At 52.9% G+C, this 26,436-nt stretch carries 20 protein-coding genes and 1 riboswitch; of the genes, 16 read left to right on the top strand and 4 right to left on the bottom strand.

Annotated elements, in window-relative coordinates; translation table 11 throughout:
- The first annotated feature begins 22 nt into the window (after positions 1-22).
- The 7 genes from NNL35_RS19810 (at position 23) to NNL35_RS19780 (ending at position 10,555) form a co-directional block, all read left to right on the top strand.
- Complete coding sequence (locus NNL35_RS19810; RefSeq protein ID WP_006675551.1) at positions 23-2,101, top strand: cyclic di-GMP-binding domain-containing protein, MshE-related; 2,079 nt, start codon at positions 23-25, stop codon at positions 2,099-2,101.
- A complete protein-coding gene (locus NNL35_RS19805) occupies positions 2,102-3,751 on the top strand; it encodes a hypothetical protein (protein ID WP_006675552.1) in 1,650 nt (549 codons plus the stop codon).
- Positions 3,748-4,725 (top strand): glycosyltransferase family 2 protein, encoded by a 978-nt coding sequence (locus tag NNL35_RS19800; protein ID WP_006675553.1) that lies wholly within the window; start codon positions 3,748-3,750, stop codon positions 4,723-4,725. The genes NNL35_RS19805 and NNL35_RS19800 overlap by 4 nt, the downstream gene beginning before the upstream one ends.
- Complete coding sequence (locus tag NNL35_RS19795) at positions 4,710-5,102, top strand: GtrA family protein (protein ID WP_040730223.1); 393 nt, start codon at positions 4,710-4,712, stop codon at positions 5,100-5,102. The genes NNL35_RS19800 and NNL35_RS19795 overlap by 16 nt, the downstream gene beginning before the upstream one ends.
- A 5-nt stretch (positions 5,103-5,107) precedes the next feature.
- Complete coding sequence (locus NNL35_RS19790; protein WP_006675555.1) at positions 5,108-5,758, top strand: GGDEF domain-containing protein; 651 nt, start codon at positions 5,108-5,110, stop codon at positions 5,756-5,758.
- A 254-nt stretch (positions 5,759-6,012) separates the two neighbouring features.
- Positions 6,013-6,210: a hypothetical protein gene (locus NNL35_RS19785; RefSeq protein ID WP_138985608.1), complete on the top strand. Its 198-nt coding sequence runs from the start codon at positions 6,013-6,015 to the stop codon at positions 6,208-6,210.
- Positions 6,211-6,370: 160 nt separating this feature from the next.
- Entirely contained in the window at positions 6,371-10,555 is a 4,185-nt protein-coding gene (locus NNL35_RS19780; RefSeq protein WP_040730171.1) for an SdrD B-like domain-containing protein, read from the top strand.
- A gap of 47 nt (positions 10,556-10,602) precedes the next feature.
- Here the strand turns inward: NNL35_RS19780 and NNL35_RS19775 are convergent, their stop codons facing one another.
- A complete protein-coding gene (locus NNL35_RS19775; RefSeq protein WP_006675558.1) occupies positions 10,603-11,568 on the bottom strand; it encodes a CAP domain-containing protein in 966 nt (321 codons plus the stop codon).
- 231 nt (positions 11,569-11,799) lie between these two features.
- Positions 11,800-11,889: riboswitch (cyclic di-GMP riboswitch) on the bottom strand.
- A gap of 117 nt (positions 11,890-12,006) precedes the next feature.
- Entirely contained in the window at positions 12,007-13,878 is a 1,872-nt protein-coding gene (locus NNL35_RS19770) for an SLC13 family permease (protein WP_006675559.1), read from the bottom strand.
- 240 nt (positions 13,879-14,118) lie between these two features.
- On the opposite strand from NNL35_RS19770, the gene NNL35_RS19765 reads away from it, so the two are divergent.
- The 6 genes from NNL35_RS19765 (at position 14,119) to NNL35_RS19740 (ending at position 20,240) form a co-directional block, all read left to right on the top strand.
- On the top strand, positions 14,119-15,546 hold the full coding sequence (locus NNL35_RS19765; protein WP_050979369.1) for a helix-turn-helix domain-containing protein: 1,428 nt from the start codon (positions 14,119-14,121) through the stop codon (positions 15,544-15,546).
- 215 nt (positions 15,547-15,761) lie between these two features.
- Entirely contained in the window at positions 15,762-16,088 is a 327-nt protein-coding gene (locus NNL35_RS19760) for an aspartyl-phosphate phosphatase Spo0E family protein (protein WP_006675561.1), read from the top strand.
- A 151-nt stretch (positions 16,089-16,239) separates the two neighbouring features.
- Complete coding sequence (locus tag NNL35_RS19755) at positions 16,240-16,917, top strand: metallophosphoesterase family protein (protein WP_040730229.1); 678 nt, start codon at positions 16,240-16,242, stop codon at positions 16,915-16,917.
- Between the two features lie 103 nt (positions 16,918-17,020).
- On the top strand, positions 17,021-18,793 hold the full coding sequence (locus tag NNL35_RS19750) for a Rieske (2Fe-2S) protein (RefSeq protein WP_006675563.1): 1,773 nt from the start codon (positions 17,021-17,023) through the stop codon (positions 18,791-18,793).
- A gap of 325 nt (positions 18,794-19,118) precedes the next feature.
- Positions 19,119-19,529, top strand: a complete 411-nt coding sequence (locus tag NNL35_RS19745; RefSeq protein ID WP_006675564.1) for a DMT family transporter — start codon at positions 19,119-19,121, stop codon at positions 19,527-19,529.
- Between the two features lie 411 nt (positions 19,530-19,940).
- Positions 19,941-20,240 (top strand): hypothetical protein, encoded by a 300-nt coding sequence (locus tag NNL35_RS19740; protein ID WP_083835499.1) that lies wholly within the window; start codon positions 19,941-19,943, stop codon positions 20,238-20,240.
- 323 nt (positions 20,241-20,563) lie between these two features.
- On the opposite strand, the gene NNL35_RS19735 is transcribed toward NNL35_RS19740, so the two are convergent.
- Entirely contained in the window at positions 20,564-20,851 is a 288-nt protein-coding gene (locus tag NNL35_RS19735) for a hypothetical protein (protein ID WP_254553679.1), read from the bottom strand.
- A gap of 96 nt (positions 20,852-20,947) precedes the next feature.
- On the opposite strand from NNL35_RS19735, the gene NNL35_RS19730 reads away from it, so the two are divergent.
- The 3 genes from NNL35_RS19730 (at position 20,948) to NNL35_RS19720 (ending at position 24,715) form a co-directional block, all read left to right on the top strand.
- Positions 20,948-21,547 carry a short chain dehydrogenase gene (locus NNL35_RS19730; protein WP_006675566.1) on the top strand — a complete coding sequence of 200 codons (600 nt, stop codon included), beginning with the start codon at positions 20,948-20,950 and terminating at the stop codon, positions 21,545-21,547.
- Positions 21,548-21,608: 61 nt separating this feature from the next.
- Positions 21,609-21,752: a hypothetical protein gene (locus NNL35_RS19725; RefSeq protein ID WP_254553678.1), complete on the top strand. Its 144-nt coding sequence runs from the start codon at positions 21,609-21,611 to the stop codon at positions 21,750-21,752.
- 230 nt (positions 21,753-21,982) lie between these two features.
- Positions 21,983-24,715 carry an S-layer homology domain-containing protein gene (locus NNL35_RS19720; RefSeq protein ID WP_006675567.1) on the top strand — a complete coding sequence of 911 codons (2,733 nt, stop codon included), beginning with the start codon at positions 21,983-21,985 and terminating at the stop codon, positions 24,713-24,715.
- A 94-nt stretch (positions 24,716-24,809) separates the two neighbouring features.
- On the opposite strand, the gene NNL35_RS19715 is transcribed toward NNL35_RS19720, so the two are convergent.
- The gene (locus NNL35_RS19715; protein WP_006675569.1) at positions 24,810-26,159 is read right to left on the bottom strand and encodes a lytic polysaccharide monooxygenase; all 1,350 of its coding nucleotides are present in this window, start codon (positions 26,157-26,159) and stop codon (positions 24,810-24,812) included.
- Between the last annotated feature and the right edge of the window lie 277 nt (positions 26,160-26,436).

Genomic DNA, 26,436 nt, shown 5'->3' with positions numbered 1-26,436 from the left:
AAAATCGGGAGTTGTGGAGGAAATGAAACTGGAGAAGACGTCCCCGGGAAGACTGGGAGAACTGCTGGTCAGCGAGGGCCTGATTTCGGACAGCCAGTTGCGCTCTGCGCTCGAGCATCAGCAGCAATACGGGGGCAGGTTAGGGGATAACGTAGTTGCCCTGTACGGTGTCAGCCCGGAAGCGGTCGAACGATTGATGAAGCGCACCGGCGGGAAGGGGCTGCTCGGCGAGATGCTGGTGCAGTCCGGGGACATTACACAGGAACAGTTGGATCAAGCGCTTGAATTTCAACGCAAAAGCGGCGGCGTTCTGGGCGATATTTTGCTGTCGCTGCAAATGGTTGAACCCGGACCGCTCTATCGCGCGATCGCCACCCAGCAGCAGATCGGCCGCATCGGCACGGAGTATTCTTTCGAGCAAGAGACGAAGCTGCCGGAAGCGATGGCACGCGCGTATGACGCCGTTATTATCAATAAGCTGGCGAACCGATATCTGATTGCGGTCGGCTCGCCGTTGTCGGACACGCGGATTATCGAACTCGAGACCTATGTCGATGGGCCGATCGAGCAAGTGCTGGCAACGCGGGAAGAGATGGAGTTTTTCTGGAAATCGGTCTATGAAACGGAACTGATGCAGGCGAGTACGGACAAGCTGATGGAGGAAAATCCGGAAAATTCGGCGCATGTGACGTTCACGACACCGCAGCTCATCTTTATATTGGCGCTCGCGGCCGTGGTTGTGATCGGGCTATTGTGGAATTGGTTCGCTACGCTGATCGTCTTGAACATTATTGTGCAGGTCGCTTATTTTGCGATGTCCGTCTTCAAGTTCGTCATTACACTAAAAGGAACAAGGAGCACGGCCCAGCTTCGATTCACGGAAGAGGAATTGCTGGAAATAGATGAGAAAGAGCTGCCGGTTTATACGATTCTCGTCCCGATGTACAAAGAGAGCAATGTAATTCCGCATTTGCTGGATAATCTGGAGCGGTTGGATTACCCGAAGTCCAAGCTGGATGTCCGGCTGCTGATCGAAGAAGACGATGTCGAAGCGCAGGAGCTTCTGGCCAGAATGAAGCTGCCGGCCTATTATACGGTGCTCGTCGTGCCGCACAGCTTGCCGAAAACAAAGCCGAAGGCATGCAATTACGGATTGATCCGCGCGCGGGGCGACTATGTCGTCATTTATGACGCGGAGGATCGCCCGGATCCCGATCAATTGAAGAAAGTGTTTCTTGCTTTTCGAAATAGTCCGTCCAACGTCGTATGTGTGCAGGCAAAATTGAATTATTTCAATAGCGACCAAAATTTGATGACGCGTTGGTTCACCCAAGAATACAGCATGTGGTTCGAACTTCTGCTGCCCGGAATTATGAAGCTCAATTTGCCTATCCCGCTCGGCGGAACCTCCAACCATTTTAAAACCTCGGTGCTGAAAGAGCTCAACGCGTGGGATCCGTATAACGTAACAGAAGACGCCGATCTGGGCATCCGCTTGTACAAGAAGGGCTATATGACGGCCATCGTCGATTCGCGAACATGGGAGGAAGCGAACAGCCGCGTAGGCAATTGGATTCGGCAGCGCTCCCGGTGGATCAAGGGGTATATGCAGACGTGGCTTGTCCATATGCGCAACCCGCTCAAATTGTGGAAGGAATTGGGTCCCAGGGGCTTTTTCGGTTTTCAGGTCATGGTCTTGTCCGCTCCGCTTCTTCCGCTGCTCAATCCGATCTTCTGGGCGCTGCTCATTCTGTGGTACGGCTGGGAAATGGAGTTTGTGCCGAAGTTTTTCCCCGGCATGATTTATTACATCGCGGCTATCGAGTTTTTGATCGGGAATTTCTTATTCATCTTAAGCAATGCGGCCGGGGTGTACTGGGTGATTGATGAGATGGAACGTAAGAACGAACGCGTCTTTTCATACGGTATCGTCAAATACGCCTTCTTGACGCCCATCTATTGGGTGTTGATGAGCATTGCCGCCTTAAAAGCGTTGTGGCAGTTGATTACACGGCCGTTCTATTGGGAAAAAACGACACACGGCTTGACGGAGCAGGATGTCGTTGTCCAACAAATGACTGGAAAGGATGTTGGAGTGTAAATGGAAGTCGCAGCATCCTATCGTTCGCCTGAATTGTTGCCGGCTGCGGTTGAACAGCGCACGTCCCGGTATGTGTACTGGGTCGTGTTCGCCGTGGTGTTCGTGACCGAATGGATCGCGGGTTATTATGTCAGCCATCATATCGGCTATGTGCATACGGACGCGATGAGCCGGGTGGCCAACGCCTTCTACGTGCTGTATAGCGGCGATCCCCATCTCGGAGCCATCGGCTTCGTGTGGAATCCGTTACCCAGCTTGGTGGAAATCGCCTTTTTAGCTTTTTATCCGTTATTCCCGGCGCTGGCATCCTCCGGCTTGGCGGGCGTGTTCATGTCCAGCTTGTTCGCGGGATGTACGGCCGCGCTGTTGGTGCAGGCCGGAGATTCCCATGGTTTATCCCGTTGGGTAAGCATCGTTATTAGTCTATTGTTTGCTTTCAACCCGTTTATGTTTCTGTTCGGCATGAACGGATTGAGCGACGCGCCGTTTATCTTTTTTACGATGTACTCGGTCGTTCATCTGACGTATTGGTTGAAGGATCGCAACGTCGGCAGCTTGCTGAAGGTATCCTTGGCCCTTGCGATGGCGTTCTGGACGCGGTACGAAGCGGTGCCTTTCGGCATCGGCCTGGGTCTGACTGTTATACTCGCGGTGCTGTTCCGCGCCGACAAGAAGCCGGAAGCGGGGAGAACGGGATTCCGGAATAAATATGAGCAGATCGAAAGCGTCATGACGTTGGTATGGTCGCCGATCGTATATTCGGGCTTGCTCTGGATTTTGCTGAACTATCTCATTATGGGCAATCCGTTCTATTTCTTGAATTCGGAGTATTCGAACGTAGAGCAGTCGGCGATGCTGGCTACCGATCAGCAATTCATGCATCTTATCGGGCACCCGTTCAACAGTTTCATATTCGTGCTGAAGAAGATGGCGTTCTTCTCCATTCCGCTCGTTGGCGTCTTGATGCTTCGCATCATGAACCGCAGGGCCCATCTATGGGAGCTTGCCGGCTTGGCGGCGATGGTGTTTTCCATTGTGGCTTTACAGTATTTGCTGCTTGTCAAAGGCACTTCGTTCGGGTGGTTCCGGTATTTCATGTACGTATTTCCGATTACGGTCGCCTGGATCCCATATGAGCTGAGCAAGGTGAAGAAGTCGCTGTGGAATTCGGGGATCGCGGTGGCAAGTCTGGTATTGTCGGCGGTGGTGCTGACATGGGCCTGGTTCAACCCGGATATCGCGCCGGACGAGAACAAAATGCTGCATGCGCAGGAGCATGCCAACCTGCAGGAAGTGGACCGTGAGGTGGCGCGTTACTTGGATAGCGAATTGCGGCAAGACAAAATTTTAATGGACTCGTACTCCGCCTTTTATATCATTCTGAACAGTGAAAAACCGAGCCGGTACATCATTACGAGCGATTTTAATTTTCGCGATGCATTAGCGGATCCGCAAGGTCAGGGCGTCGATTATATTTTAAGCCCGAAGCCGAATATCAGCTCCGCTCTCAGCGCAGATAACCGGTTATACCCCGATTTCTATGAAAAAGGGGCGGAATGGTGCGAGCTCCACAAAGAGTTCGGCGACGAGAATGGCGGTTTGTGGCGGTTGTATAAAGTAAAGAAAGAAGCGGGTGTGAGTGAGCAATGAGACCGGATATTACGATCATTCTCCCAGTGTATAACGAGGAAGTTCATATTGATGGAACGTTGGCCATCATTCGCGAACAGTTGGCGCAGCTTGGCGAGAGCTTCGAAATGCTTATCGTCGATGACGGCTCGACGGATCGGACTTGGCTGCGGATTGAGGAGACCTGCCGGCGCTTTGCTGAATTGTCGGCGATCCGCTTAAGCCGCAATTTCGGGAAGGAGCTTGCGCTATGCGCAGGGATGGAGCATGCGAGAGGCCGCGCCGTGATCGTGATGGATGCGGATCTCCAGCATCCGCCTTCGCTCCTGGAGGAAATGGTGCGCCTGTGGAAGGAAGAAGGCTATGAAGTCGTCGAATGCGTGAAGCGAAGCCGCGGGAAGGAGCCGCTGCGCAACAAATTGGGCTCTGCGTCGTTTTATTATATATTGAACCGATTGTCGGGCTTCGACCTGCGCGGCGCCTCCGACTTCAAGCTGCTGGACGGCAAGGTTGTGGAGGCTTGGCGGAATATGCCCGAGCGCAAAACCTTCTTCCGCGGCATGACGGCCTGGCTCGGCTTCAGCAGAACGCAGATTGAGTTCGAAGTTCCGGAACGCGTCGGCAGCACGACGCGCTGGAGCTTCCTCGGCCTGGTCAAACTGGCGGTTCAAGCCGTGACCTCCTTCTCGTCGCTGCCGCTGCGCTTCGTGACGCTGACTGGCATTATGTTTTTGATCGGGGCAGTTATTCTCGGCGTGCAGACGCTGTACCGCAAAATTGTCGGCGAGGCGGTAACGGGCTTCACGACCGTTATTCTGCTGCAGCTCATTATCGGCAGCATCATTATGGTCAGCCTGGGCATCATCGGCGAGTATATTGCGTCCATCTACAATGAAGCGAAGGGGCGGCCGCGCTATGTCATCGGGGAGCGAATCGCAGCACGAGAAACGGAGATGCCCGCTAGCGGCAATGAACTGTTATGGTTAAAAAAATGATGAAATACGGCGTCGTCGGCGTACTAGGCACTCTATTGCATGTTGGAGTGCTTGTCTTGCTGGTCGAGTGGCTTGGACTGGATCCGATCATCAGTTCCGCCATCGGCTTCCTGATTGTGCTTATCGTGTCTTACATACTGAACTTGTTGTGGACATTCGGCGAGACGCGGGGAGGGCGTTCGGCTTTTATCAAATACGCGGTCGTCTCGTCGGTCGGCCTGCTTATGAATACGGGGGTGATGTACGCTGCGGTGGAATGGATGCAATGGCCGTATGTGCTGGGACAACTGCTCGTCATTTTCGTCGTTCCGCCAAGCAATTTTCTGTTGAACTATTATTGGACGTTTGATTACGGAGTTACCAGAGTAAAGGGTTGATAGTGATGAGCGACAAAAGGAACGCTTATATCCGATTTGGCATGCTGACGATTTTGGCGACGGTCTATGCCTATATCTTCTATTTGATTGGCGATGTGGACATGGTATTATTTACCTCCCTAATCATTCAAGTGGTATTCATTTGGTGGTTCGGCCGAAAGTATGAAATGGTGAAAAGGGAAGCGGAAAGAGACGCGCTGACGAAGGTATACAACCGCAGATTCATTGTGAAAAATTTTGCGAAAATAAAAGCGAAAGCGAAACGCAAATCGCAAACGATCACCATCTTTTTTATCGACATCGACAAATTCAAAACCATCAATGATCATTACGGCCACAGCACCGGCGATCTCATTTTGAAGAAAACGGCTGACATATTAAGCAAAGGCTTCGAGAAAAAACATTACATAGCGAGATGGGGCGGCGATGAGTTTATTGTTCTCATGCTCAGCGACGGTTCCTCCGGCATGAAAATTATGCAGCGGTATTTCGCCGACAAATTGGCTTCTCTCTCGAAAGAACTCAAGATCAACGTAACCTTCTCGGTCGGATTCGAGGTCTACTCGGACAAAAATCGCAACCTCACCGACATTCTGGATGCCGCTGATCGGAAAATGTACCGCCATAAAAACAAGAAGATTCCGGCGGCAAAATAATCGCTTCGGACAACGCTTCCATTATTGTTGAGAAATGGTGTAGTTGGATTTGTTATGATACTTATGCCTATTACATAGTGCACTCATTGTTGGTATGAACAGTGCGCAAGAGGAGGTGAACGAATGATTCAATGCAGAATCGCGTCAACGTAAAGCTCTGGAATCTAGCCGCTCTCCTATTGTTGCTCAATCTCCCCTCCACAACTTCTCTCCCCATCTCCATTGCAGCAGAACAAGATGAAGTGGACAATTCTATGGAAGGGATCCCGGTATACGGCACGGTCTCCATCAGCGCAATCGATCTGCGGGGGCCGATGTTTGGGGGAGTCACGGAACATTCGTTGAAGGTCGGCAGGGAGGGGTTAACCCGAACCGGATGGCTGACGATACAGGCAATCTTGTCTTACGAGACACCGCAGCCGAACATTCGGACGCCGCTTCCATCGACTTGACGAACGGAGAGATCGGCGATGAAGCCAAGCTGGAGACATTGAACGATGATGTGTCTCCATCAAGGTGTAATGGAAGAGAAGACAGATTGATTTTCAAAGGAAGGAAGAGTCTGGGAAAATGAGAAGGTCAATACGATTTCAAGCCATAGTGTTGGCATTCATGCTGTTGTTCAATATACTGCTGATGCCCATGACCGCGCTCGCGGATGACGTTCCCGGCAATGAGGAGAATGGCGCGGACACAATCCAGATTGTGCTCAAGAGTTCCATGCCGTCCGTGCTATCGGGGCAATTATTTACTTATGATATTGAATACAGCGTGTCAAGCACAACGGAACAGTATGACGGGGCGCAGATCGTTCTCCCGATACCGAAGGACGTGGAATATGCCGGTGTAGTGAACAGCGATGGGGCAACCGCGGTACATGATCCCGATGCGGGGACGGTTACGTTTACCTTTACGGAGGCGCTGGAGCCGGGATCGACGGGAACGCTTCAGGTCAATGTCCGCTTCCCGAATTATGTGACGCCGAACGGGACGGAGGCTGCGGCGCAGGCGGTCTTCCGGAGCGAGCAGACGCCAGGCGGCAAGCTGTCGAACGAAGTGACCGTCAAGGCGGAAGCATCCGCCGCATGGGATCTGACAAAGGAACAGTACAGACCCGTGGCGCATGTGAAGCCGCAGCCCGGAGGCACCGTTGAATACCGGATCCTGTTCTCCGATACGAAAAAGGACGGCTACGGCAATCTGAATCTGGATGACGTCGTCATCACCGATATGCTGCCGCCGGAGGCCGAGCTCTTGTCGACGCGCCCTGAGTATACAGCCAATGACAATGGAAAGCTTACCTGGAATATCGGCAAGCTGGGCCAAGACGAGTCCTACAAAGAAATCTTCGTCAAAGTGAAGTATCCCGAGGATATTCTGAAGGATAACCCCGATAAAGAGGTTGTGAATCAGGCGGCCGTGTCGTTCAAGCCAGTGGGAGAGAACGAGCCTGTCACGGACGAAGCGGAAGCGAAGCACGGGTTTGTCGATGTGCCGCAGACAGGCAATCTGTGGATCTATAAATCTGTCACCGAAGGCTCCGCCAAGGAATTGATAACGGGACAAACCATTTCCTACCGAATCGGAGATATCGCCAACCAGACGAATATGAGGTTGGAGAATGCCAAGCTGGAGGATGTAACTCCGCAGGGCCTCGAATTTGTTCAGGTTCTAACGGCGAGATTTGCAGGAATTGATTCTTATGTTATTCAATACACCACCAAGGAAAAGCCGGCAGATAGCGATTGGGAGCAGTGGGAGACGATCCCGGCGAATGCCGAGCCGCGAGTATTGAAGGCGGACGGCAAGAACGTGAAAGGGATCCGCCTCGTGTTCGGCGATGTTCCGGTTGATTTCCAGCAAAAAAGCGAGCTGGAAGTCCAGTACAAGAAGACAGGGGAATATCGTCAGCTTGAGGACTACGTTTTCGGGAAATTTTCCGATATCCCGTACAAGAAGTATGAAGGAAATTTTCCTGAAATTGATAGGTTGAATGGTCTTCCCGAGAACGACAAGAGCCCTAAAGACCGGAAGCAGATTGTCAACTATGCCGTGATGACTTATCTGTTCAATGGCGAGCCGAAGGAAAATGCGGCCAGAGTGAAGGTGCTTGCCGTTGAGGATCGCCCACTGATTATGGTGAAGAAGCAGGTGGCGTCCGGCGCTGCATTGAAACCGGGCGAGACGGCCACCTATAAGATTCGGGTAACCAACCCGGACTTCATCGATGTTGATTTTCGCAATCCGATCGTGACCGACTTGCTGCCGGAGGAGCTTGCATATGTGGACGATTCGGTGAAAGTAACGGGCAGCGACGGAGTGAATGCGCCGCAACCTCGCTTCAAGTCAGATTCTCAAGGCCCGGAGGGAACGACTCCGATCACCTGGTATTGGGATGAGAATCATCCGCTGACGCTGAAAAAGGGCCAGTGGGTAGAGCTGACTTTCCAGGCGAAAGTGAAGGCAGGGGTAACGACGGGGACGATTCATAATGAAGTGGAAGTCACGTCCGAAGAACATGAATACTTGAACAATTACTATAACTTTGTCCAGCAGCGTTACAAAGACGGAAAATGGTATGTATATGACGGAGCGGATATCCATGTTAATTCCGCAACGAATCTCGAATCCGTCAAATATGTTCAGGGTGACCTGGACGAAGGCAGCTGGACGGTATATCCGGATACCGGAACCGTTACGCCTGGCGGAAAAATCAAGTACAAGGTCGTCGTGACGAACAAGGGCACGGTTGGCGTCAAAAACGTCACGATTGTGGATGCCCTTCCTCGAATCGGCGATACCGGAGTCATTGACAAGACGCCGCGCGGAAGCAAATGGAGTCCGGTCTTGACGGAGAAAGTAGCAACGCCGCAATCCGTGACGGTGTATTACAGCACCGATGAATCCGTATCGTTAGAAGGCGGAAGCTGGTCCGCTGAGGCGCCGGAGGATCTGACGACAGTCAAGGCGTTGAAATTCGTGTTCGATGACGACTTGGTGCTCAAGCCAGGGGAGAGCAAGGAAGTCGTATGGGAAATGAGCGCGCCGGTTGGCGCACCGAGCGGCGATGACGAGATTGCCTGGAACTCGTTCGGCTTTACGGCGAAGCGGGCAGATAACGGAAGTCCGCTGCTGCCGGCGGAGCCGAAAAAAGTCGGCGTGAAAATTAAAGATAGCCGTAAAGGCGAAATCGGCGATTACGTCTGGATCGATAAAAACGGCAATGGCATTCAGGATGATGATGAAGAAGGCAAGAACGGGGTAACGGTTGAGCTGTACGATATCAATGGCAAGCTGCTTAACAAGACCATCACGAATACCAATTTTGAAGGCAAGCCCGGGTACTATCTGTTTACGAATCTGCCAGCCGGCAAATATATCGTGAAGTTCATCCTGCCGGACGGCTATAGCTGGACGAAGCCGCACCAAGGCAATGATCCGGCCAAAGATTCCGACGTGATCAACGAGGATGGCTACACAGATGAAATCGTGCTGGGCGACGGCGAGAAGAATCACAACATCGATGCCGGGCTCGTCCCAATGCCGGTAGCGCCGGAGACGGGGGAAATCGGGGATTATGTCTGGATTGACAAGAACGGCAACGGCATCCAGGATGAAGACGAGATTGGCCTGAATGGCGTGAAGGTGGAGCTGTACGATGACAACGGCAGCTTACTAAAAAGCACCACGACGGACAACAAAGACGGCAAGCCAGGATATTATCTGTTCACGAATCTGCCAGCTGGCAAATATGTTGTAAAGTTCATCCTGCCGAACGGCCATAAATGGACGATACCGCATCAGGGCGACGATCGCGGCAAAGATTCCGACGTCACCCATGACGATGGCCGTACTAACGTGATTGAGCTTGCAAAAGGCGAGAAGAACCATGATATCGATGCCGGGCTTATCCCTCTGCCGGTAGCGCCAGGTACGGGTGCGCTTGGCGATTATGTCTGGATCGACAAGAATGGCAACGGCATTCAGGATGAAGACGAGGTTGGCCTGAATGGCGTGACGGTCAAACTATACAACAGCAACCGCGAACTGTTGGCCACGACCGTGACCCAATCGGTATACAGGACCGTAACGGATTCCACATACGGAGGCACGGTAACAGGGGATGTATACGGGCCTACCGTAACCGAGGTTGTATATGACGGCTACTATTTATTCGACAACTTGTCCGCTGGAACCTACATCGTTCATTTTGAATTGCCAGATGGTTACAAGTTCACGATCAAAGGGGCCGGAAGCGACCCGGCGCGCAATTCCAAAGCCAATGCCGACGGCTGGACCGATGTGATCATGCTCGGCCAGGAGGAACGGAACCTGACCATTGACGCGGGTCTGGTCAAGTCCGGCGTCAAGCCGGAGCCGGAACGCCCTGATCCGGAAGGGCCGGGTTCCGGCGGTGGCGGAACGACAGATCCGGGTTCCGGCGGTACCACTCCGGGCACGAATCCGCCTGACAACAGAGAGACGGTCCCTGGCACCATCGTGGAAGGACCGGACACGGTAGTCGGCGGTGAGACCGATCCGGGTGAAAGCGAACCGGGAGAGACCGTTCCAGGCACACCTGGCACGGAAGAGGAGCCGGGAACGGAAGAGCAACCTGGCTCGAATGAACTCCCTGCGACCCGGCCGGGAGACCGCAAGAAGCCTGATCATCCGGCTGCACCGACACTCCCGGCAACCGGAGAGAAGGCACCGCTTGCTTCTTGGATTGGCCTGTTGTTCTGCGCTGCCGCAGTTGTCATGTGGATGTCGCGCAAAAGAATGAAACATAACGAGTAGAGCTTTGCTAGCCGCCGCCTGTGCAAGAGGCGGCGGTTTTTTTGATTCTAGCGGCTCGGTGTGAAGAAGTTTTGCGTATAATAGACTTGATAGGGTCCGCCGAAAGAGATTCCGACGCCAAGTCGTTCGAAATCGCTTAAAATGTTTTTGCGGTGGCCGCTTGAGTTCATCCAGTTCTCGTGGGCGAAGATGGCGCTTGTTTGTCCGGCGGCAATATTTTCTCCGGCCATCTTGTAAGTGATGCCGTCTTGCTTCATCCGATCGAACGGAGATTGGCCATCGGGATTATCGTGTGAGAAGAAGCCCTGCTTCATCATATCTTCGCTATGCATGCGCGCCGTATCCGCAATCTTGTCGTTCCACTCGAGCGGTTTTTTTCCTTCGCGTACACGCACCGCATTGGTCAAATCCAGCACTTCCCGCTCAAAGCTTTCCCGCAAACGTTCGCTTGGCTTTCCATAAAAGCCTTTGAACGATAACTCGATATTCTGATCGATGAGCTGGATCGAGGTGACCGTATTTTTCCGGCTTAGATCGTAAAATAGAGTAGCATATGCTCCGCCGACCAGATGCAGGCTGTATTCTCCGCCGTTGTCCTTGAACTTATAGATCGTATTTCCTTTCTTGAGACTGGCAAGCGGGGAGCCGTAAGCGGCTTCTACTTCTTGCCTGGTCGACCCGAAGCCGATTCCACCGGCGCCAGTCCAATCCTGGGCGTTCGTATACAGGGCAACCACTTTGCCGTGCTGTACGCCGACCTGGATATAACGTTGGTAATTCTGATTGTATATGTACCATTCGAAGTTGTATTCGCTTAAATCTTTGCGGGCGGGTTCTCCGAGAATTCCGATCAATTCCGGCTCGCTCATCCCGATAGATATGCCTTGCAGCTTCAACTCCGTGCCGCTTGCTGCGGCGACTACAGGAGTGGTGCGCAGCGTCTCGTCCGCTGCCGGCATGCTGTTCGCTGCGGCGTAGGTGAATGCAGGCGTCAGGAACAGCCCGATAGCCATTGCAGCGCAGAGGAGTGCCGATGCATGCCGTCTCGCTGTTCGTCTATGTTGTCTATTCACGGTTGAGTTATCGTTGTGTTCGGTCGTATATCGATGTGTACCCATAGCTATCTCCCCATTCTATAACGAATCTGAACTACGCTAGAATGAGATGATAAACGGGGGCGCTCTTGGAATTAAAAAAGCGCCACCCTAAAGGCGGCGCCAAAAAGACGCAACAACGGTCGCAATTAGGGCAACCCGGCTATCATCGCATGCGTGCATGCATTAGACCCGTGGCTTTGCGTCCCCTGCTTTCGCTAGGGTTTGCCATTATCCATTTTTAGCGTATCTATTATATGTTCATTCTATCATCTTTCAGATGGAACGTACATACAAATTATCCTTTTTTGCTGCTGAAAATAGAAGATTGTCGAATGAAAGACCATTTGCTAGATTTTAAAACGGAAAAAAGAGCGGCAGCAGCGCCACCATGGCAATGCCAAGCAGCAGTTGAAGCGGCAGTCCCACCCGGATATAGTCCATGAAGGAATATTTGCCGGCCGACATGACCAACGCGTTGGGCGGGGTCGAGAACGGGACGGCGAAGCACATGCTGGCCGCAATCGCGACGGCGAACAGATATGGATGCGGATTGACGCCCAGCTGCATCGCGGCGGTCATCGCGATCGGAGCGACCAGGACAGCGCATGCGGTATTGCTGATGAAGAGCGTCAGAATCGACGTCGTAAAATAGATCCCGGCGAGCAGGGCGAACGGCCCGATATTCCCGAGGGTCAGCACGAGCTTCTGCGAGAGCAAGGCTGCCGCGCCTGTCTTCTCGATCGCGATGGACACCGGAATCATGCCGCCAATCAGGACGATGCTCTCCCAGTTAATCGTCTTGTAGGCGGACTCCATACCGCGAAGACATCCGGTCGCTACCATGAGAACCGCGGCGATCATGACGGAGATGACGGCCGGGAATATCTCCAGAATGAGCAGCGCGATCATGAACAGCATGATGCCGGCCGCGATCGGCGCTTTATGGTTCATTGGCATCGCGGCTGCCGTCTCCAGCGGCTGGCCGACGACGACGACATCCGACTCCTCTCTCGACAGCCGGGCGATGCTTTTCCATGTTCCCTGAACGAGCAGGGCGTCGCCGAACCGGATTTTCTCGTCCTTGAGCTGATGCAGCAAATACTCTCCTTTGCGTTGAATCGCCAATATATTGAGCTGATATTTCTCGCGGAATCCCGACTGCTTCACCTGTTGATTGAGCAGCGGGGAATTCGGCGGCAGCAGCACCTCGGCGATGCCGATCTGATCCGAAGCGTACCGCTCGGTATTCGGCTCGGCGGCTTGCTCGATCTCGGCGGCCTGATGGTCGAGCAGCTCAAGCCCGCACGCTTCGGCGAATGCTTGCACGCGCTCGAACGGTCCATATACATACAGAATGTCTTTGTCATGGATGACCGTCGCCGGACCGGCAATCTCTTGATTGATCGTCTTGAAGAACGGGTTCTTGCTCGACGTCCGGCGGCGAATCTCGATAATATGAACCTGATACTGGTTCGGAATATCCAGCTCCTGCAGCGATCGGGACACAATCGACGCTTCATTGCCGGCCTGCACGCGGTACAGGTTCTGGGACAGCTGGTACTGGCGCGCAAGCTCGTGCAGCGATCGCCCGTTCCGTTTGCCGCGCCCTTCGCCTTGTTCCTTCGGAAGCAGCCTGCTCAGAAGAAGCAGAAGACCTGTGCCGATCAGGAGGCAGACGATTCCGATCGGGGTGAAGGAGAAGAAGGACAGCTCGTCGAATCCCGCTTGGGCGAGCGTCTCGCTGATGACCAGATTGGGCGGCGTCCCGATTAAGGTCAGCATGCCGCCCATGCTGCTGGCGAACGCGATCGGCATCAACAGCCGTCCCGGGCTGATATTGGCGCTGGCGGCCAGGCTGACGACGATGGGCAGCATGACGGCGACGGTGCCGGTATTGCTGACGAAGGCGCCGATCAGCGACGTGGCCAGGATAACGGTAATCAACAGACGCGTCTCGCTATGGCCCGCGAGCTGAAGCATCTTGCCGCTGGCCAGCTTGGCGAGCCCGGTCTGGAAGATCCCGCCTCCCACGATGAACAAGCCGATCATCATGATGACGACAGAATTGGAGAAGCCGGACAACGCCTCATTCGGCGTTAATATTCCAAGCAGGACGAGCAGGATTAGGGAGCAGATCGCGACCAGATCCGATCGTATCTTTCCCGTCATGAAGAGAATCGCTGCTGCGGCCAGGATGATAAGCGTGATAATGATGTCTGAATTCATGAGTACGGTGATAAGCCCCTTTCTGTCATGCCGATGGTAGTGAAAAGCTCTTGATTAACATACTCTATGATACTTTCAAATCTCCACATAAGGAATGAATTTTATGGAAAAATGTCATTTACAATGATATGAAATAATGATACTATTAAGGAGAAAAAAGGAAAAATGAATAAAATTACTCAGATCATGTCGGAAGATGCCGAATCATGCGCTTGATTGTCAGGAGGTAGATCGCAGGTTATGTCTATGGATGGGCAATGCAGAGCTTTGCGGTCGGAGATTGACAAGAAGATTAAGGAGAAGGGATATACGCTCCTGAGGGTAAGCGAATTGTCAGGCGTTAATCAAGGGCATCTCAGCATGGTGTTGAACGGGAATCCGCCGCGTCCGATGACGGTGGAGCAGCTCGACAAGCTGGCTGCCGCTTTCGGGGAAGAGCCGGGGTGGCTGTACGACTTATATTACGAGGAGTGCTTCAAGAGCGAGAGCGGGAAGCTGCGAAGCGGCGAGGAGAGGCTGTCGAACAAGCGCGTGCGCTCCTATCTGGTCCGCTGCGCCGAGTTGAACCGGCTCGATTACGTCGAGAGCATTATCGCGAAGATGCTGGACACGCCGCGGGTTGCATTGGCGCTGCTGTATGATGTCGCGGAGGAGCTGTATGCGAAGGGCGAGGTGCAGGCGGCCGTCCCATTCTATCAGTATGTGATAGAGAATGAGAAGGACAACTATGCGGAGCGGTTCATTATGAGCCAATACCGGCTGTTCCGGGCGTCAATCGGCCGGGACGCGCAGAAGAACTGGGAAGCGGTCATCGCCTTTTCTCCTTATCGCAAGCGTCTGCAGGAGCATCTCCAGCTTGAGGCACTGCATTATTTGGGGAATGTATGCTACAGCTTATATCAATGGAGGCGAGCGGAACAGTACGCAGATGAACTGCGCGAGTTGGCAACGACACTGTATCAATATATGATTCGAGAGCGGAAGAAGGGGAACAACCCGAAGCTGCCCCCATCCGAATTTCCGCTGGTCGCCTATTATGGCGAAGGATATTTAATGAAGGGAAATGTGCTGGAGAGATGCAAGAGGTACGCTGAGGCACTGCAATATGTGCAAGGCTATGAGAATTTGGATTGGTTCGAAGTGGTGGACGAAGCGGGGCTTGCATTTATAGAGAAGTTCAAGCTATGGGCACAAGGCAACCGGTATACGCTTGAAGTATGCAGAGGTGATAAGAATGCGATTGAGCCGTACGCAGATTATTTGGCAGAGCATCCGACAGAATTGCTGCCGGGATTGAACCCGATTCTGATGTCCGCTTGGGAGCATGGGTTTTGTGTAGATCAGGTTCTGGACAGATTTTCGGAGCAGATTGCCCAGCTTCAGGATAGCGGGAGCATCATTTACATAGAGCGGCTTCTTAACTTTCTGTACAACTACGCCAAATATGAGTTCATGAGACAACGATTCGGCAGGGGGATAGATGGTATCCTGCGGTGTTTGAAGCTATCGTACCTTAACAATCAGCCAGGCTCTGCCTATCGAAGTATGATGTTATTTGAAAAATATCGGCAATATGCATCAGAACAGCAACGGAAACTCTATCATTCGATAACAGACGGCTCGAAAACCTTGCATATGTACAATCATGGAGCGGGACTTGAAATGTAACTCCGTTCATTTTCATAACGTCAACAAGGTAAGTAATCTTGAAAAGGATGGCTGGGCACTTCCCTGCTGGGAAGTGTCTTTTTATGGCTCAAATTGGAATAAAAAGTTGAGTATTGACGAGATTATTAACTTTTTTCAATTAGGATGACGAAGGAATAATTGCTTATAATTGGAATTGTCAAATCATGTTGCTTGAGGGAGGGCAATGGTAGGTAATGGAAGACGTGAATATGGGCGGTTCCTGCGGATTGATTGAAAAGGAAGCGATCCTTCATCGAAATGAGCTGTCGGCTCGTGGTGAAGAATGGATGATGAGCAGGCTGGAACCGGAAGAGGAAGAGACGGATATGAACGATCTGATGCGCAAAATTGAACAGATCCGGGCACGAATGGTGAGTCTGGCGATGGAAAATAATGATCTGCTGAATGAAAGGGCAATCCGGGAAAGTCAGCGGCTTGATAAATACATTGTGCTCGTCCAGAAGGCAAAATACCGGCACCGCGGCAAGCAGCAGCGGATTGGTGTGCTGCTTCACCAGTAAGCAGGACGTAGAGAGAGTTTTTCTAAGAGAGGACGGAAGGACGGATTCCGGGACAAGCCAAGGGACAGTTACGAAAAATATTATGTTTGGAAGGCTGGATAGGAAATATTCGCTCATGGTACGATGGAAAGAGAAGGAAGGGATCGATACGATGGAGCGAATGCTTGTCATTAGCGATATTCATGGAGAACTGGAGAAGTTCGAGCGGCTGCTGGAGATGGCCCGTTATGACGCGAATCTCGATCAGCTCTTGCTGCTGGGCGATTATATTGACCGTGGCCCTCATTCAAAAGAAGTGCTCGCCAAGGTGCGGGATCTGCAGCAGTCGGGGGCGATCGTCCTGATGGGCAATCATGAGAAAATGATGCTCGATGCCTACCGAAATGAGGAGAAGGCTGTGGAGCGCTGGTTCCGCAACGGGGCCAAGCAGACGCTGCTGAGCTACGGCTGTGCAGAGGAAGAAGCAGAGGGTCTGCCGGCGGCAATCCGCTGGACCGATGAATTGCTGGATGCGATCTCGTTCGTGGACAAGCTGCCCTATTATTATGAGACGGAGGACTATATTTTCGTCCATGCCGGAGTGGAGCCGGGGGTACCGTTGGCGGACTGCGATCCGCATAAGCTGGTCTGGATACGCGGGGAATTTCATGAGGGCTATGGCGGCCCGAAGACGGTCATTTTCGGCCATTCCCGCACGAAGTCGCTGCATGGATCGGATGGGGTTTATTTTGGAACCAATTCGATTATCGGCATCGACGGCGGCTGCGTATACGGCGGACGGCTCAACTGCCTGGAGCTGCCATCCCGGCATATTTATTATATCGAGTAAGGAGGAGATAAGGCTGCGAGCGTGTTCAGCGCGGTACAGCGCCGCAAATCAAGGGCAATTTCTTCACCCTGAGAGAGTAGACTGAACAAAGGAGGGATAATTGATGACGGATTGGATACATGCCGGAACATGGGAAGATCTTCAGGAACAGGGAGCCAAAGTGATTAAGGGCGGTATTGCGGTGTTTGTGCATGCCGATGAAGTGTACGCCGTGGACAACCGCTGCCCGCATATGGGATTTCCGCTTCATATGGGCAGTCTCTGCGACGGCATTCTGACCTGCCACTGGCATCACGCGCGGTTCGACGTATGCAGCGGGGGCACGCTGGACCCATGGGCGGATGACGTGCCTGTGCACCGGGTCAAGGTCGAGCAGGGCAGCGTATGGGTCGATCCGAGGCCCCAGGTCGCGAGCAGCGTGGAGAAGCAGTTAAGGCGCTTGCGGGAGGGGATGGAGCAGAACCTGTCCCTCGTTATCGCGAAGAGCGTCGTCGCGCTTGTCGAGGCGGGCGTGCCCGCGGCGGACATCGCCAGGGTGGGCGTCGACTTCGGGACGACATACCGCTCCGCCGGCTGGAGCTCGGGCCTGACCATCTTGGCGGCGATGGTGAACGTGCTGCCGAAGCTGGACAAATACGGGCGCATTCTTGCCCTGTACCACGGCCTTGCCCGCGTGGCGCGGGACTGCGCCGGACAGCCGGCGCGATTCCTGCAGCAGCCGCTGCCGGAGACGGAGCAGCAGGCGACAGAGCATCTGTCCGCCTGGTACCGGAGATGCATTGAAGTTCGCGATATCCGCGGCGCCGAACGGGTGCTGGCCAGCGCGATAGCCAGCGGCATGGAGCCGAACGAGCTCATGTCGATGATGATGACCGCGGTTACCGATCACTTCTATATGGATGGGGGACATACGCTCGATTTCCATAACAAGGCGTTCGAAATATTGCAGCATATCGGCAGCGATTCCGCTGTGCGCGTCCTCAGCTCGCTCGTGCCGCTGCCGGCCCGCGCCGCCCGCAGCGAGGAGCTGCAGCATTGGCAATCGCCGGTCAATCTGGTCGATCCGCTGCGGGAAGCCTTCCGGGAGCTGGAGAGCATCACCTGGTCCGCCGTGGAGACGCCCGCTTCGACCGAGGACACGCCGGAGCAGGCCGAAGAAGAGGAGCAGCAGCTTCTGGCCTTGCTTCTCGGCGATCAGCCGCTGCAGACGATCGAGGCGCTTACGAATGCGCTGCGATCCGGACGCTCTCCCGTGCGGCTGGCCCAGCTCGTCGCTCTCGCAGCGGCGGAGCGGATCACCCGCTTCCATACCCAGAACGAGTTCGGGGATTGGATTACGGTGCTGCATACGTTCACGCACGCGCATGCCGTCCACGAGACGCTGCGGCGGAGCGCCAACGTCTTCACGGTGCGCGCCATCTATTACGCCGCCGTCACCGTATACCTGGATCGCTTCCTTAACGTTCCGGCCGCCCGCCGGCCGAGCGGTGAACACGCGGAAGCGAATCCGAATTCGACCGATCCGGGCTGGCTGCTCAAGCTGCTCGATCGGCAGCAGCAGGTGGCGGAATCCGGCGAGTGGCTGGCCCAGTATTTGCGCCAGAATGGGGACATCGATGCCTTGTTCAACACGCTCGGCCATGCCCTGCTGAGGGAGGACGCGGAATTCCATTCGTACCAGATGTACGAGGCGGCCAGCGCGGAGTATGACCGCTGGGACGCCGAGAGCGGCCCGCTGGCTGCGCAGGCGAAGCAGACGATGCTGCTTGCCTTGACGCGTTATTTGGCCGCCCATTCGCCGACGGCGCGGGAGCTGCCGCATACGGCGCGCATCGCGTGGCGCCTGCATCGGGGAGAGAAGCTGTTCGAAGAATAGCGGGAACGGAACATGGCGGATGACAAGGCTGCATCACATGGGGAAGAGGGAATAGCAAGGCGTGGAAGCGGCTTTCCGCAAGCAGCAGCTTTCACGCTTTTTCACATTGGTGCAGAGGCTGGCATGTCTTATTGAAGTTCGCCTTCGTCTGATAGATGCGCCGCCGAATTACCGCAACTTCCAGTTGACAACGGGAATAGCTGCATACTATACTGCCTAAATGGTACTGAAAAATATATTATAGTTCCATCATTACCGTGGATTTCGAGTGATCGAGAATTCGAGACGGCCATGGCCATGTGGAAAAAGGAGTGAGCATCACATCATGCATTGGGTATATTTGTTCTTCGCCATTGTGCTCGAAATAGCCGGCACGGTATCGATGAAGCTGTCACAAGGATTTACGAAGCTATGGCCTTCCCTGTTCATGATAATCTTTTATATTTTGGCGTTCTCCAGCTTGAACTTATCGTTGAAGCAGGTTCCGGTCAGCGTCGCCTACGCGATATGGTCGGGTCTTGGCACGGCCGCGATCGCGGTTATTGGCTATCTCGTGTTCCAGGAGTCGATGACACTGCTCAAAGGCGTCTCGATTCTGCTCATTATTTTGGGCGTCATCGGGCTCAATGTGGGCGGGCAGGAGAAACCGGCCGACAACGCGGTCCACGAAGGCAGCCAGGCTGTGGTCCATTCAGGCTCCGCCTTCGACGGAGATCGCGCCCGCACAGGAGAATAAACGGAACGCTCCCCGGTCTCATCCGGCTGCATACGACAGCTCGGATGAGATGTTTTTTCTCCTGGCGTACCTGTGTGCACGGCAACCGCTGCCTCGCATGGCGGTCCGCGGCTTAGATTTCCCCCTGATTTCTCCGCAAATTTTCCAATGAACAATCCCGGCTTCCCTGACAACTTCTCTCAACAAGTCACCATTGTGTTAGCAGATGGTCACCATCTTGGTAGTGGGCGCCAAAACCTCCATATTATAATAGAGCCAGGTACATACGAGATTGCAGAGGTGAGCTTATGAAAGCTGCTGAAAGCGCTCCAGCAGCGGATCCGGCTCGCACGGCCCATGTGATGGAGAAGAGGAAGAGCCCGTTCATGCGCAGGCTGTAGAAATATAAATGGCTGCTGGCATATTATTTCCATGGTTATCGTCGCTTATCTTGTCTACAGCTTCCTCAATGTGGACAGCGGGCTTGTCAACCGGCTGCTGAAGACCTGGTTCCATGCGGATCCGGTCGCGTGGTACAGCAATCCGGATTATACTGGGGTTAAATCCGGAAGCACCGGTGAAAAGGAGCTCTGCTGGCATTGTGCTGGTGGGGCTTCTTTTTTGCTGCAAATCAAACATATGTGGCAAAAGCCCCGGGATTATTCCGAGGCTTTTTTTCTTACGGGTATACACGGGGTGGAGCATGGTTCGACGGGTGCTCCACAAAAATGAGTAATTACCAAAAATGTCTTTTACGTTTTTTGCACTCCACCAATACTTTTTGACCTCGGCGCAGAACAACAGTGATTATTTTTTTTCGATGACGTCTCATTCAAGCCACCCCCTTTTCTAAATTACAATATGAGAAAGTACTTTAAATGATTGGGCTAAAGCTGTATGAAAACTAACATGAAAGTTTCACCGTGGTGAAAAGAAGCACTGCTGGCATTGTGGTTGTGGGGCTCCTTTTTTGATTTGCCAATTACATGCATATTTAGAATAATTATAATTTCATAAAATAGCTCGCCTTATAGTATTGAGGCAGCAAAAAAATGTTATGACAAAAAACTAGAACAAACAGAAATTGTTGTAGGTGAAAAATCTATAACTTGAACAAGCACTATACTCAGAAATGTGAAAGCAATAGGTAAAGTTACTGTTGATATGCCCCCATCATAGTAGACAATAGAAAAAACAAAAACTTCTACTTCTACAATGATGGGAGTTTTTATGATGTCCAAAAGGAGTCCAATTTCTTTTAGAGGTAAAATTACGTGTTGTAAAGCGTTGCCTTCAGAATGACCGATGGGCTGCCCATCGCAAGACGCAGCTTCCATCGGCATCGGCGGTTACACGGCTGCCGTGGTTGTCCGCATCCCCGGCAGGTTACAATAGGAATAGACGGAGTACATTTTCTTGCAAAGGGAAGGGGCAGCGATATGAAAATATTGATTGTAGGAGCGAGCGGCACAATCGGGCGCGCTATTGCGAATGAGCTCGAAGCCCGTCATGACATCATCCGCGCGGGGAGACAAGGGCCGGATGTGCAAGTGGATATTACCGACACGGACAGCATCCGGGCCATGTATGAGGCGACGGGCGAAGTGGATGCGGTCGTCAGCGCGACCGGAAGCGCTTATTTCGGCCCGCTGGCGGACATGACGCCCGAACAGAATGAGCTGTCGATCGGGAGCAAGCTCAAGGGGCAGGTGAATCTGGTGCTGCTCGGTCACCGCTATGTTCGCGATCGCGGCAGCTTCACCTTGACGACGGGCATCATGATGGATGATCCGATTCTTCAGGGGGCCTCGGCCGCTATGGCCAACGGCGGCGTCAAAGCGTTCGTTAAGGCGGCGGCTATCGAAATGCCGCGAGGCATCCGCATCAACAGCGTCAGCCCGAATGTGCTGCAGGAATCAATGGATGTCTATGGCGCGTTCTTCCCCGGCTTCGATCCCGTTCCCGTGCGGCGGGTCGCCTTGGCGTATCGCAAGAGCGTGGAGGGCGCGCAGACGGGACAAAGCTATGAGGTCTATTGACCGCGGCGCCGTTCAAGAGACAGGAGCTTGCATATAAGCAAGCTCCTCAGCCTGCTAAGTTATGGAATTCCGGTTGCTTGCTTGTACGGCTGACGAACCTTCCGGGATTCGGATGGACAGCGGGCAGAAGGCGACCCAGATTGCCATCGGCACTCTGCTTGCCGCTGCATGTACCCGCGGTATTACGAGAGGCGGCTCTATCTAAAGACCACGATTCTTCGCAGAGAGTGGAGCTTTTTCTTTTCTCCAGACTTATAAGGCCGATTATTTGGTGGAAGTAAAATCTAAACTCCTTTTAACCGATGAAAGGATTATGAGAAATAATAGAAAAAGAGAGGGAACCAGATTGAAAAACGAGGACAGGCAATCGGCTTACCGTCGTGGATCCGGGAAGCAGAACAACGAGATTTATAAGGTTTTTGATGGAGGTCTACAATGAAACGATTGATGGCAGCGCTGTTAAGCTTCGTATTAATCCTTACGGCTCATTCAGGTACGGTTCAAGCCATTGGGAATGGCACAAGTGCCGTTAGCGAACAGCAATATACACGTATCGGCGAGGATTACGAGATTCTTGACGGGAATATACTTCTGTCAAAAAAAGATGGAACCGTATGGTATTGGGACTTCTCTGGTTATCCCCTCCATGCTTCCGATCCATTCTATAAAGCCAGGCTGAAGCAAATTCCGCGCTTGCAGGATGTGAAACAGTTCTCGTTCAATGGCAGGGACGGGGAAAGTAGATTCATGATGAACTACGCTGCGCTAAAAAAAGACGGAACCGTATGGTATTGGGATTCTAGGAACGACACCTATCTTATAGATAGTTCTAGGACGACTCCGAAGCCTATCAAAGATTTGAATCACGTAACTTCACTCGTCGCCGATTATTCCAGCAGATTCCAAAAATTTAAGACCTTGTATGTATTAAAATCAGACGGTTCGGTTTGGTGTTGGGTAGGTCGATTAGGAAAAACTTCGTCGACGGCTCAATACAAGCTGCTTGATGATGTCGTATCCATAAAATCTGCGGACAGTCACGTATACGCGGTTAAAAAAGACGGTTCGGTATGGCAATGGGAGGCATACATGTACTGGCCGCAGAACCAATTTTATAACGAAGGTCCACAGCAGATCAAAGGGCTTGCAGATATCGTCAACATCGAGATGGGCGGTTTGACAAACTATGCCTATAAGAAAGATGGCACGGTCTGGTCTTGGCCAATGTATGAACCCGAAAGTATACCAATCCAATTACATAAAGCAACAGGCGCTCGAGGTATTGTTCAATTTAGCTCACAGCCGACAGATTCGAATATCGATACTACTTATGTCTTGCGAAAGGACGATAAGCTCTGGTCAATAGGCAACGGCAAAGCGTTCCCCGGGCTTGCGAATATCGCTTCCGTACACCATAAGGACAAGGGAATACAAAAGGGGAACTATGTATTTAAAAATTATGTATTGAAAAAGGATCAGACCTTGTGGGCGTGGGAAGATAGTGTTTCTCCCTTACCGAAGCTTGTTGTGTTCACGAAAGAATCGGCATCTGGCAATCGCTCTGGAAAAGGAAACAAATCAACTGGCGATCGTTCTGGGTCAACAGCCAAACCAACCAGTGATCGTCCTGAGACAAAAACTCAAACTGTGATACGGACTTTACCGGAAATCAGCCTTTATCCGTTTTTCACGATGCTGCAGCCTGGCGGACAACAGTCCATTGCCGCAAGCAATGTGCTTCCCGGAACCAAAATAACGTTCACCATTGACGATCCAAGCATAGGAACCTTAGCGAATGTGAATGGCATACCGGTAATAAAAGCGCATAAATCCGGACAAACCATTGTACGGGCAACGGCGACCAAAGCCGGCTTTCCGGACGAGACCACTTACTTATTGTTGTATGTCGTTGACGGCAGCATGCAGTCCGATACGTATTTCACTGCCATCCGGTCTATCCCGGATGCTGACAAGCAGAATTCGGTTATCGTGGAAGGTCTGACTCAAGCGGGAGAGCTTGTGATCACGGCCGCAAGCAGCGAACAGCCGACTCCCGTTAGCGGCCAGCTCGTCATAACGCCCGAACTGATTGACCGCTTAGCCGGGAATGCGTCAAAGGCGAAGTCAGCGGTAAAGCAGACGCTATCGGAGAATAAGATTTCTCTTGCGAGAGAGCTGATCGTGAACGCGGAAATACTGTCTATGTCCAATCAAAATGAATACACGTTCAAGCTGTATAAGAATGGCTTTGTCGGTCGAAAAGATGTCGACTATATTACCGTTCTTGCTGGAGATGCGAAGCTGGTGTTTAATCTTGCGACCGCAGATCGCCTGTTCCATTCGCTTCCGGTTATCGTGATTCGTCTGGTGAAAGAAAATAACGGCGGATATCGCGTACAATTTGCAGATGAACAAGGGCAGGAGCTTGCGAACGTACCAAGCAACATCCAGCTCATTCTACCTGTAAATGACACAGACGCGACACATACCAGCGTGTTCTATACGAATGGAAAAAAAGCGCAGCCGATCGGCGGAAAGTTCAATCCAAATAAAAACGGCATGGAAGCTGAAATCAACCGTTCCGGTACGTATTTCGTGGACGAGAATTCCAAATCATTCCCTGATGTTGGCGATCGAGATCCAGAGTTGAAGCAAGCGATACAGTTTCTGGCCTCCAAAGGGATCGTTGCTGGGAAAGACAATGGCAATTTTGAACCCGATTCCCTGCTCACCCGTGCAGAGTTCACGGCCATGCTTGTAAGAGCTTTTTACGCTTTGGATAAAACGGCGACGGAGAGTTTCTCAGACGTGCATCCGCCGCAATGGCATCAACCATATATCGCTTCATCCGAAAAAAAGAATATCGTCGCAGGGTATCCTGACGGCACGTTTAAGCCGGATCATACGATATCCCGGGAAGAAATGACCGCCATCGGCGCGAGATCCCTGCATGAAAAGAAACATTATTTTTATCCTACGAATCCGGAGGATTACCTGAGTCAATTCGTAGACAAAGAGACGATATCCAATTGGGCCAAGCCAACGATGTCATTGGCTGTGAAGCAGCGTTTGATCGATGTTCCTGCCGATAAACGGATTAAAGCTAGAGAGGCTGTCACGCGCGGGGAAGCTGCCCGAATGCTGTACCGGCTTTATTTACAGCTTTGACCACTGCCGCTGCACAGAACATGAAAAAGATCGCCCTCCACCTGGCCAGGAAGGCCAGGTGGAGGGCGATTTACATTTTATAGGGACACGCGGTTTACTTCAGCGTCCACAAAGCGGGAACGTTCGGCGGTTCCCACCCGTTCAGCGAAGTATGCGGCTGTCTGCACTCATAGACCGAACCGTTATAGGTCACTTGATCGCCAACCGCATACGCGGTATTCGGCGCCCAGGCGGCAATGGCCGGGCCGTCGGCAGTCTTCGCCGTTACGGCATTGCTGTCCGCGGATACATTGCCGGCGGCATCGAACGCGCGAACGGTGAACGTATACTGCGTGTTGGCGCTCAAGCCGGTCACGACATAGTCCGTCGTGCTGCCGGATACGGTGGCTACGAGCGTACCGTTGCTGTAGATGCGGTAGCCTGTCACGCCGACATTGTCAGTCGACGGATTCCACATCAGCGAGACGCTGGAGGCTGTCGGCGTTCCCATGACATGCAGGCCGGCCGGGGCGGTCGGCGCTTCCGTATCAACCGGAACGGCCGGCGTTGTCGCGCTCACGGTATTGCTGGAGGCCGACACGTTGCCGGCGGCATCCACTGCTCGCACCGAGAAGGTATAGGAGGTGTTCGAGGTGAGCCCGCTCACCGTATAGCTCAACGTGGAGCCCGAGACGGAGGCGGCCAATGAGCTGCCGTTATAGATGCGGTAGCCCGTCACGCCTGCGTTATCCGTAGAGGCGTTCCATGTGAGCGACACGCTCGTGGCGGTCGTTCCCGTTACGGCAAGGCCGGTCGGCGCCGTTGGCGGCTCGGTGTCTCCCGGATTGGTGCCGCTGAAATTGACGTCGATGACGTTATAGAAGGCGTTGGCCGTGTCGGCAATCTCCCAGACGGCGAGGATGACGTGGTAGCCCGTACGCTCCGGAACATTGCACGTATCCGAGTAGGTGAATGGCGGGCGCGCTCCCTTATAGTCCACGGAGCAGAATGGAGTCAGCACGAATGAATCGCGGGTAAGCGCGGCATTCGGGTTCCAGCCGGGCTTCGTAATGTAGTATTTCCAGCTGGAGGTCGCATGGGGCGCGGTCAATTTCCAGTTGAACGTATTTTGTCCGCTTGAAATGTTGACCTTGCTCCAACGGGTAGCCGATTGCTCGTCGAGCTTCGGGAAGGCGCCGTTGGCGCTCGCTATCTTGCCGTCGGCAGGACCTGCGTTCGGGAAGCCCTTCGGAGCTTCCAGGCTTTGCGGCTCCCATATGATCGCACCGCAATCCTGGTTCTGGCCGGATTTGCATAAGGCGGCCCGGCTCGCCGGACCTTCGACATAGCCGTGACCGAACGCTTTATCGGCGAACAGCACCATACAGACGACGGCGGCCAGCATTACGCCGCAGGACAGAAGCAGCTTGGACAGGAATGGATTCGGCATGCGCAGCTGATTCATACGATTTCCTCCTTTGATTTTTTCAATTGGATCACAGCATTTCGTAAATAGTTGAACCCCTTTAACTTTATTACGCACCCTCCTTCCTCATAGATTGTCAGTACGTTGCAAGACGGTCCGACGGAGACTCGGCATTTCCTCCTTTCTATGGAATGTTATTATATAAACTCTATGAATATAGAGCTTATACCCACTCGCGGCAAACAGAAGAACAGCGAACAACGGAATAGGCGACAACGGCAAACGGTGAAGCGGTGAATAGACAAAACGGGTGAAA

Origin of the sequence: Paenibacillus dendritiformis (genome assembly GCF_945605565.1) — a bacterium.
In the GTDB taxonomy this organism is placed as follows: domain Bacteria; phylum Bacillota; class Bacilli; order Paenibacillales; family Paenibacillaceae; genus Paenibacillus_B; species Paenibacillus_B dendritiformis_A.
Note: the sequence above shows the minus strand (reverse complement) of the source record. Positions and strands in the feature narration are given on the sequence as shown.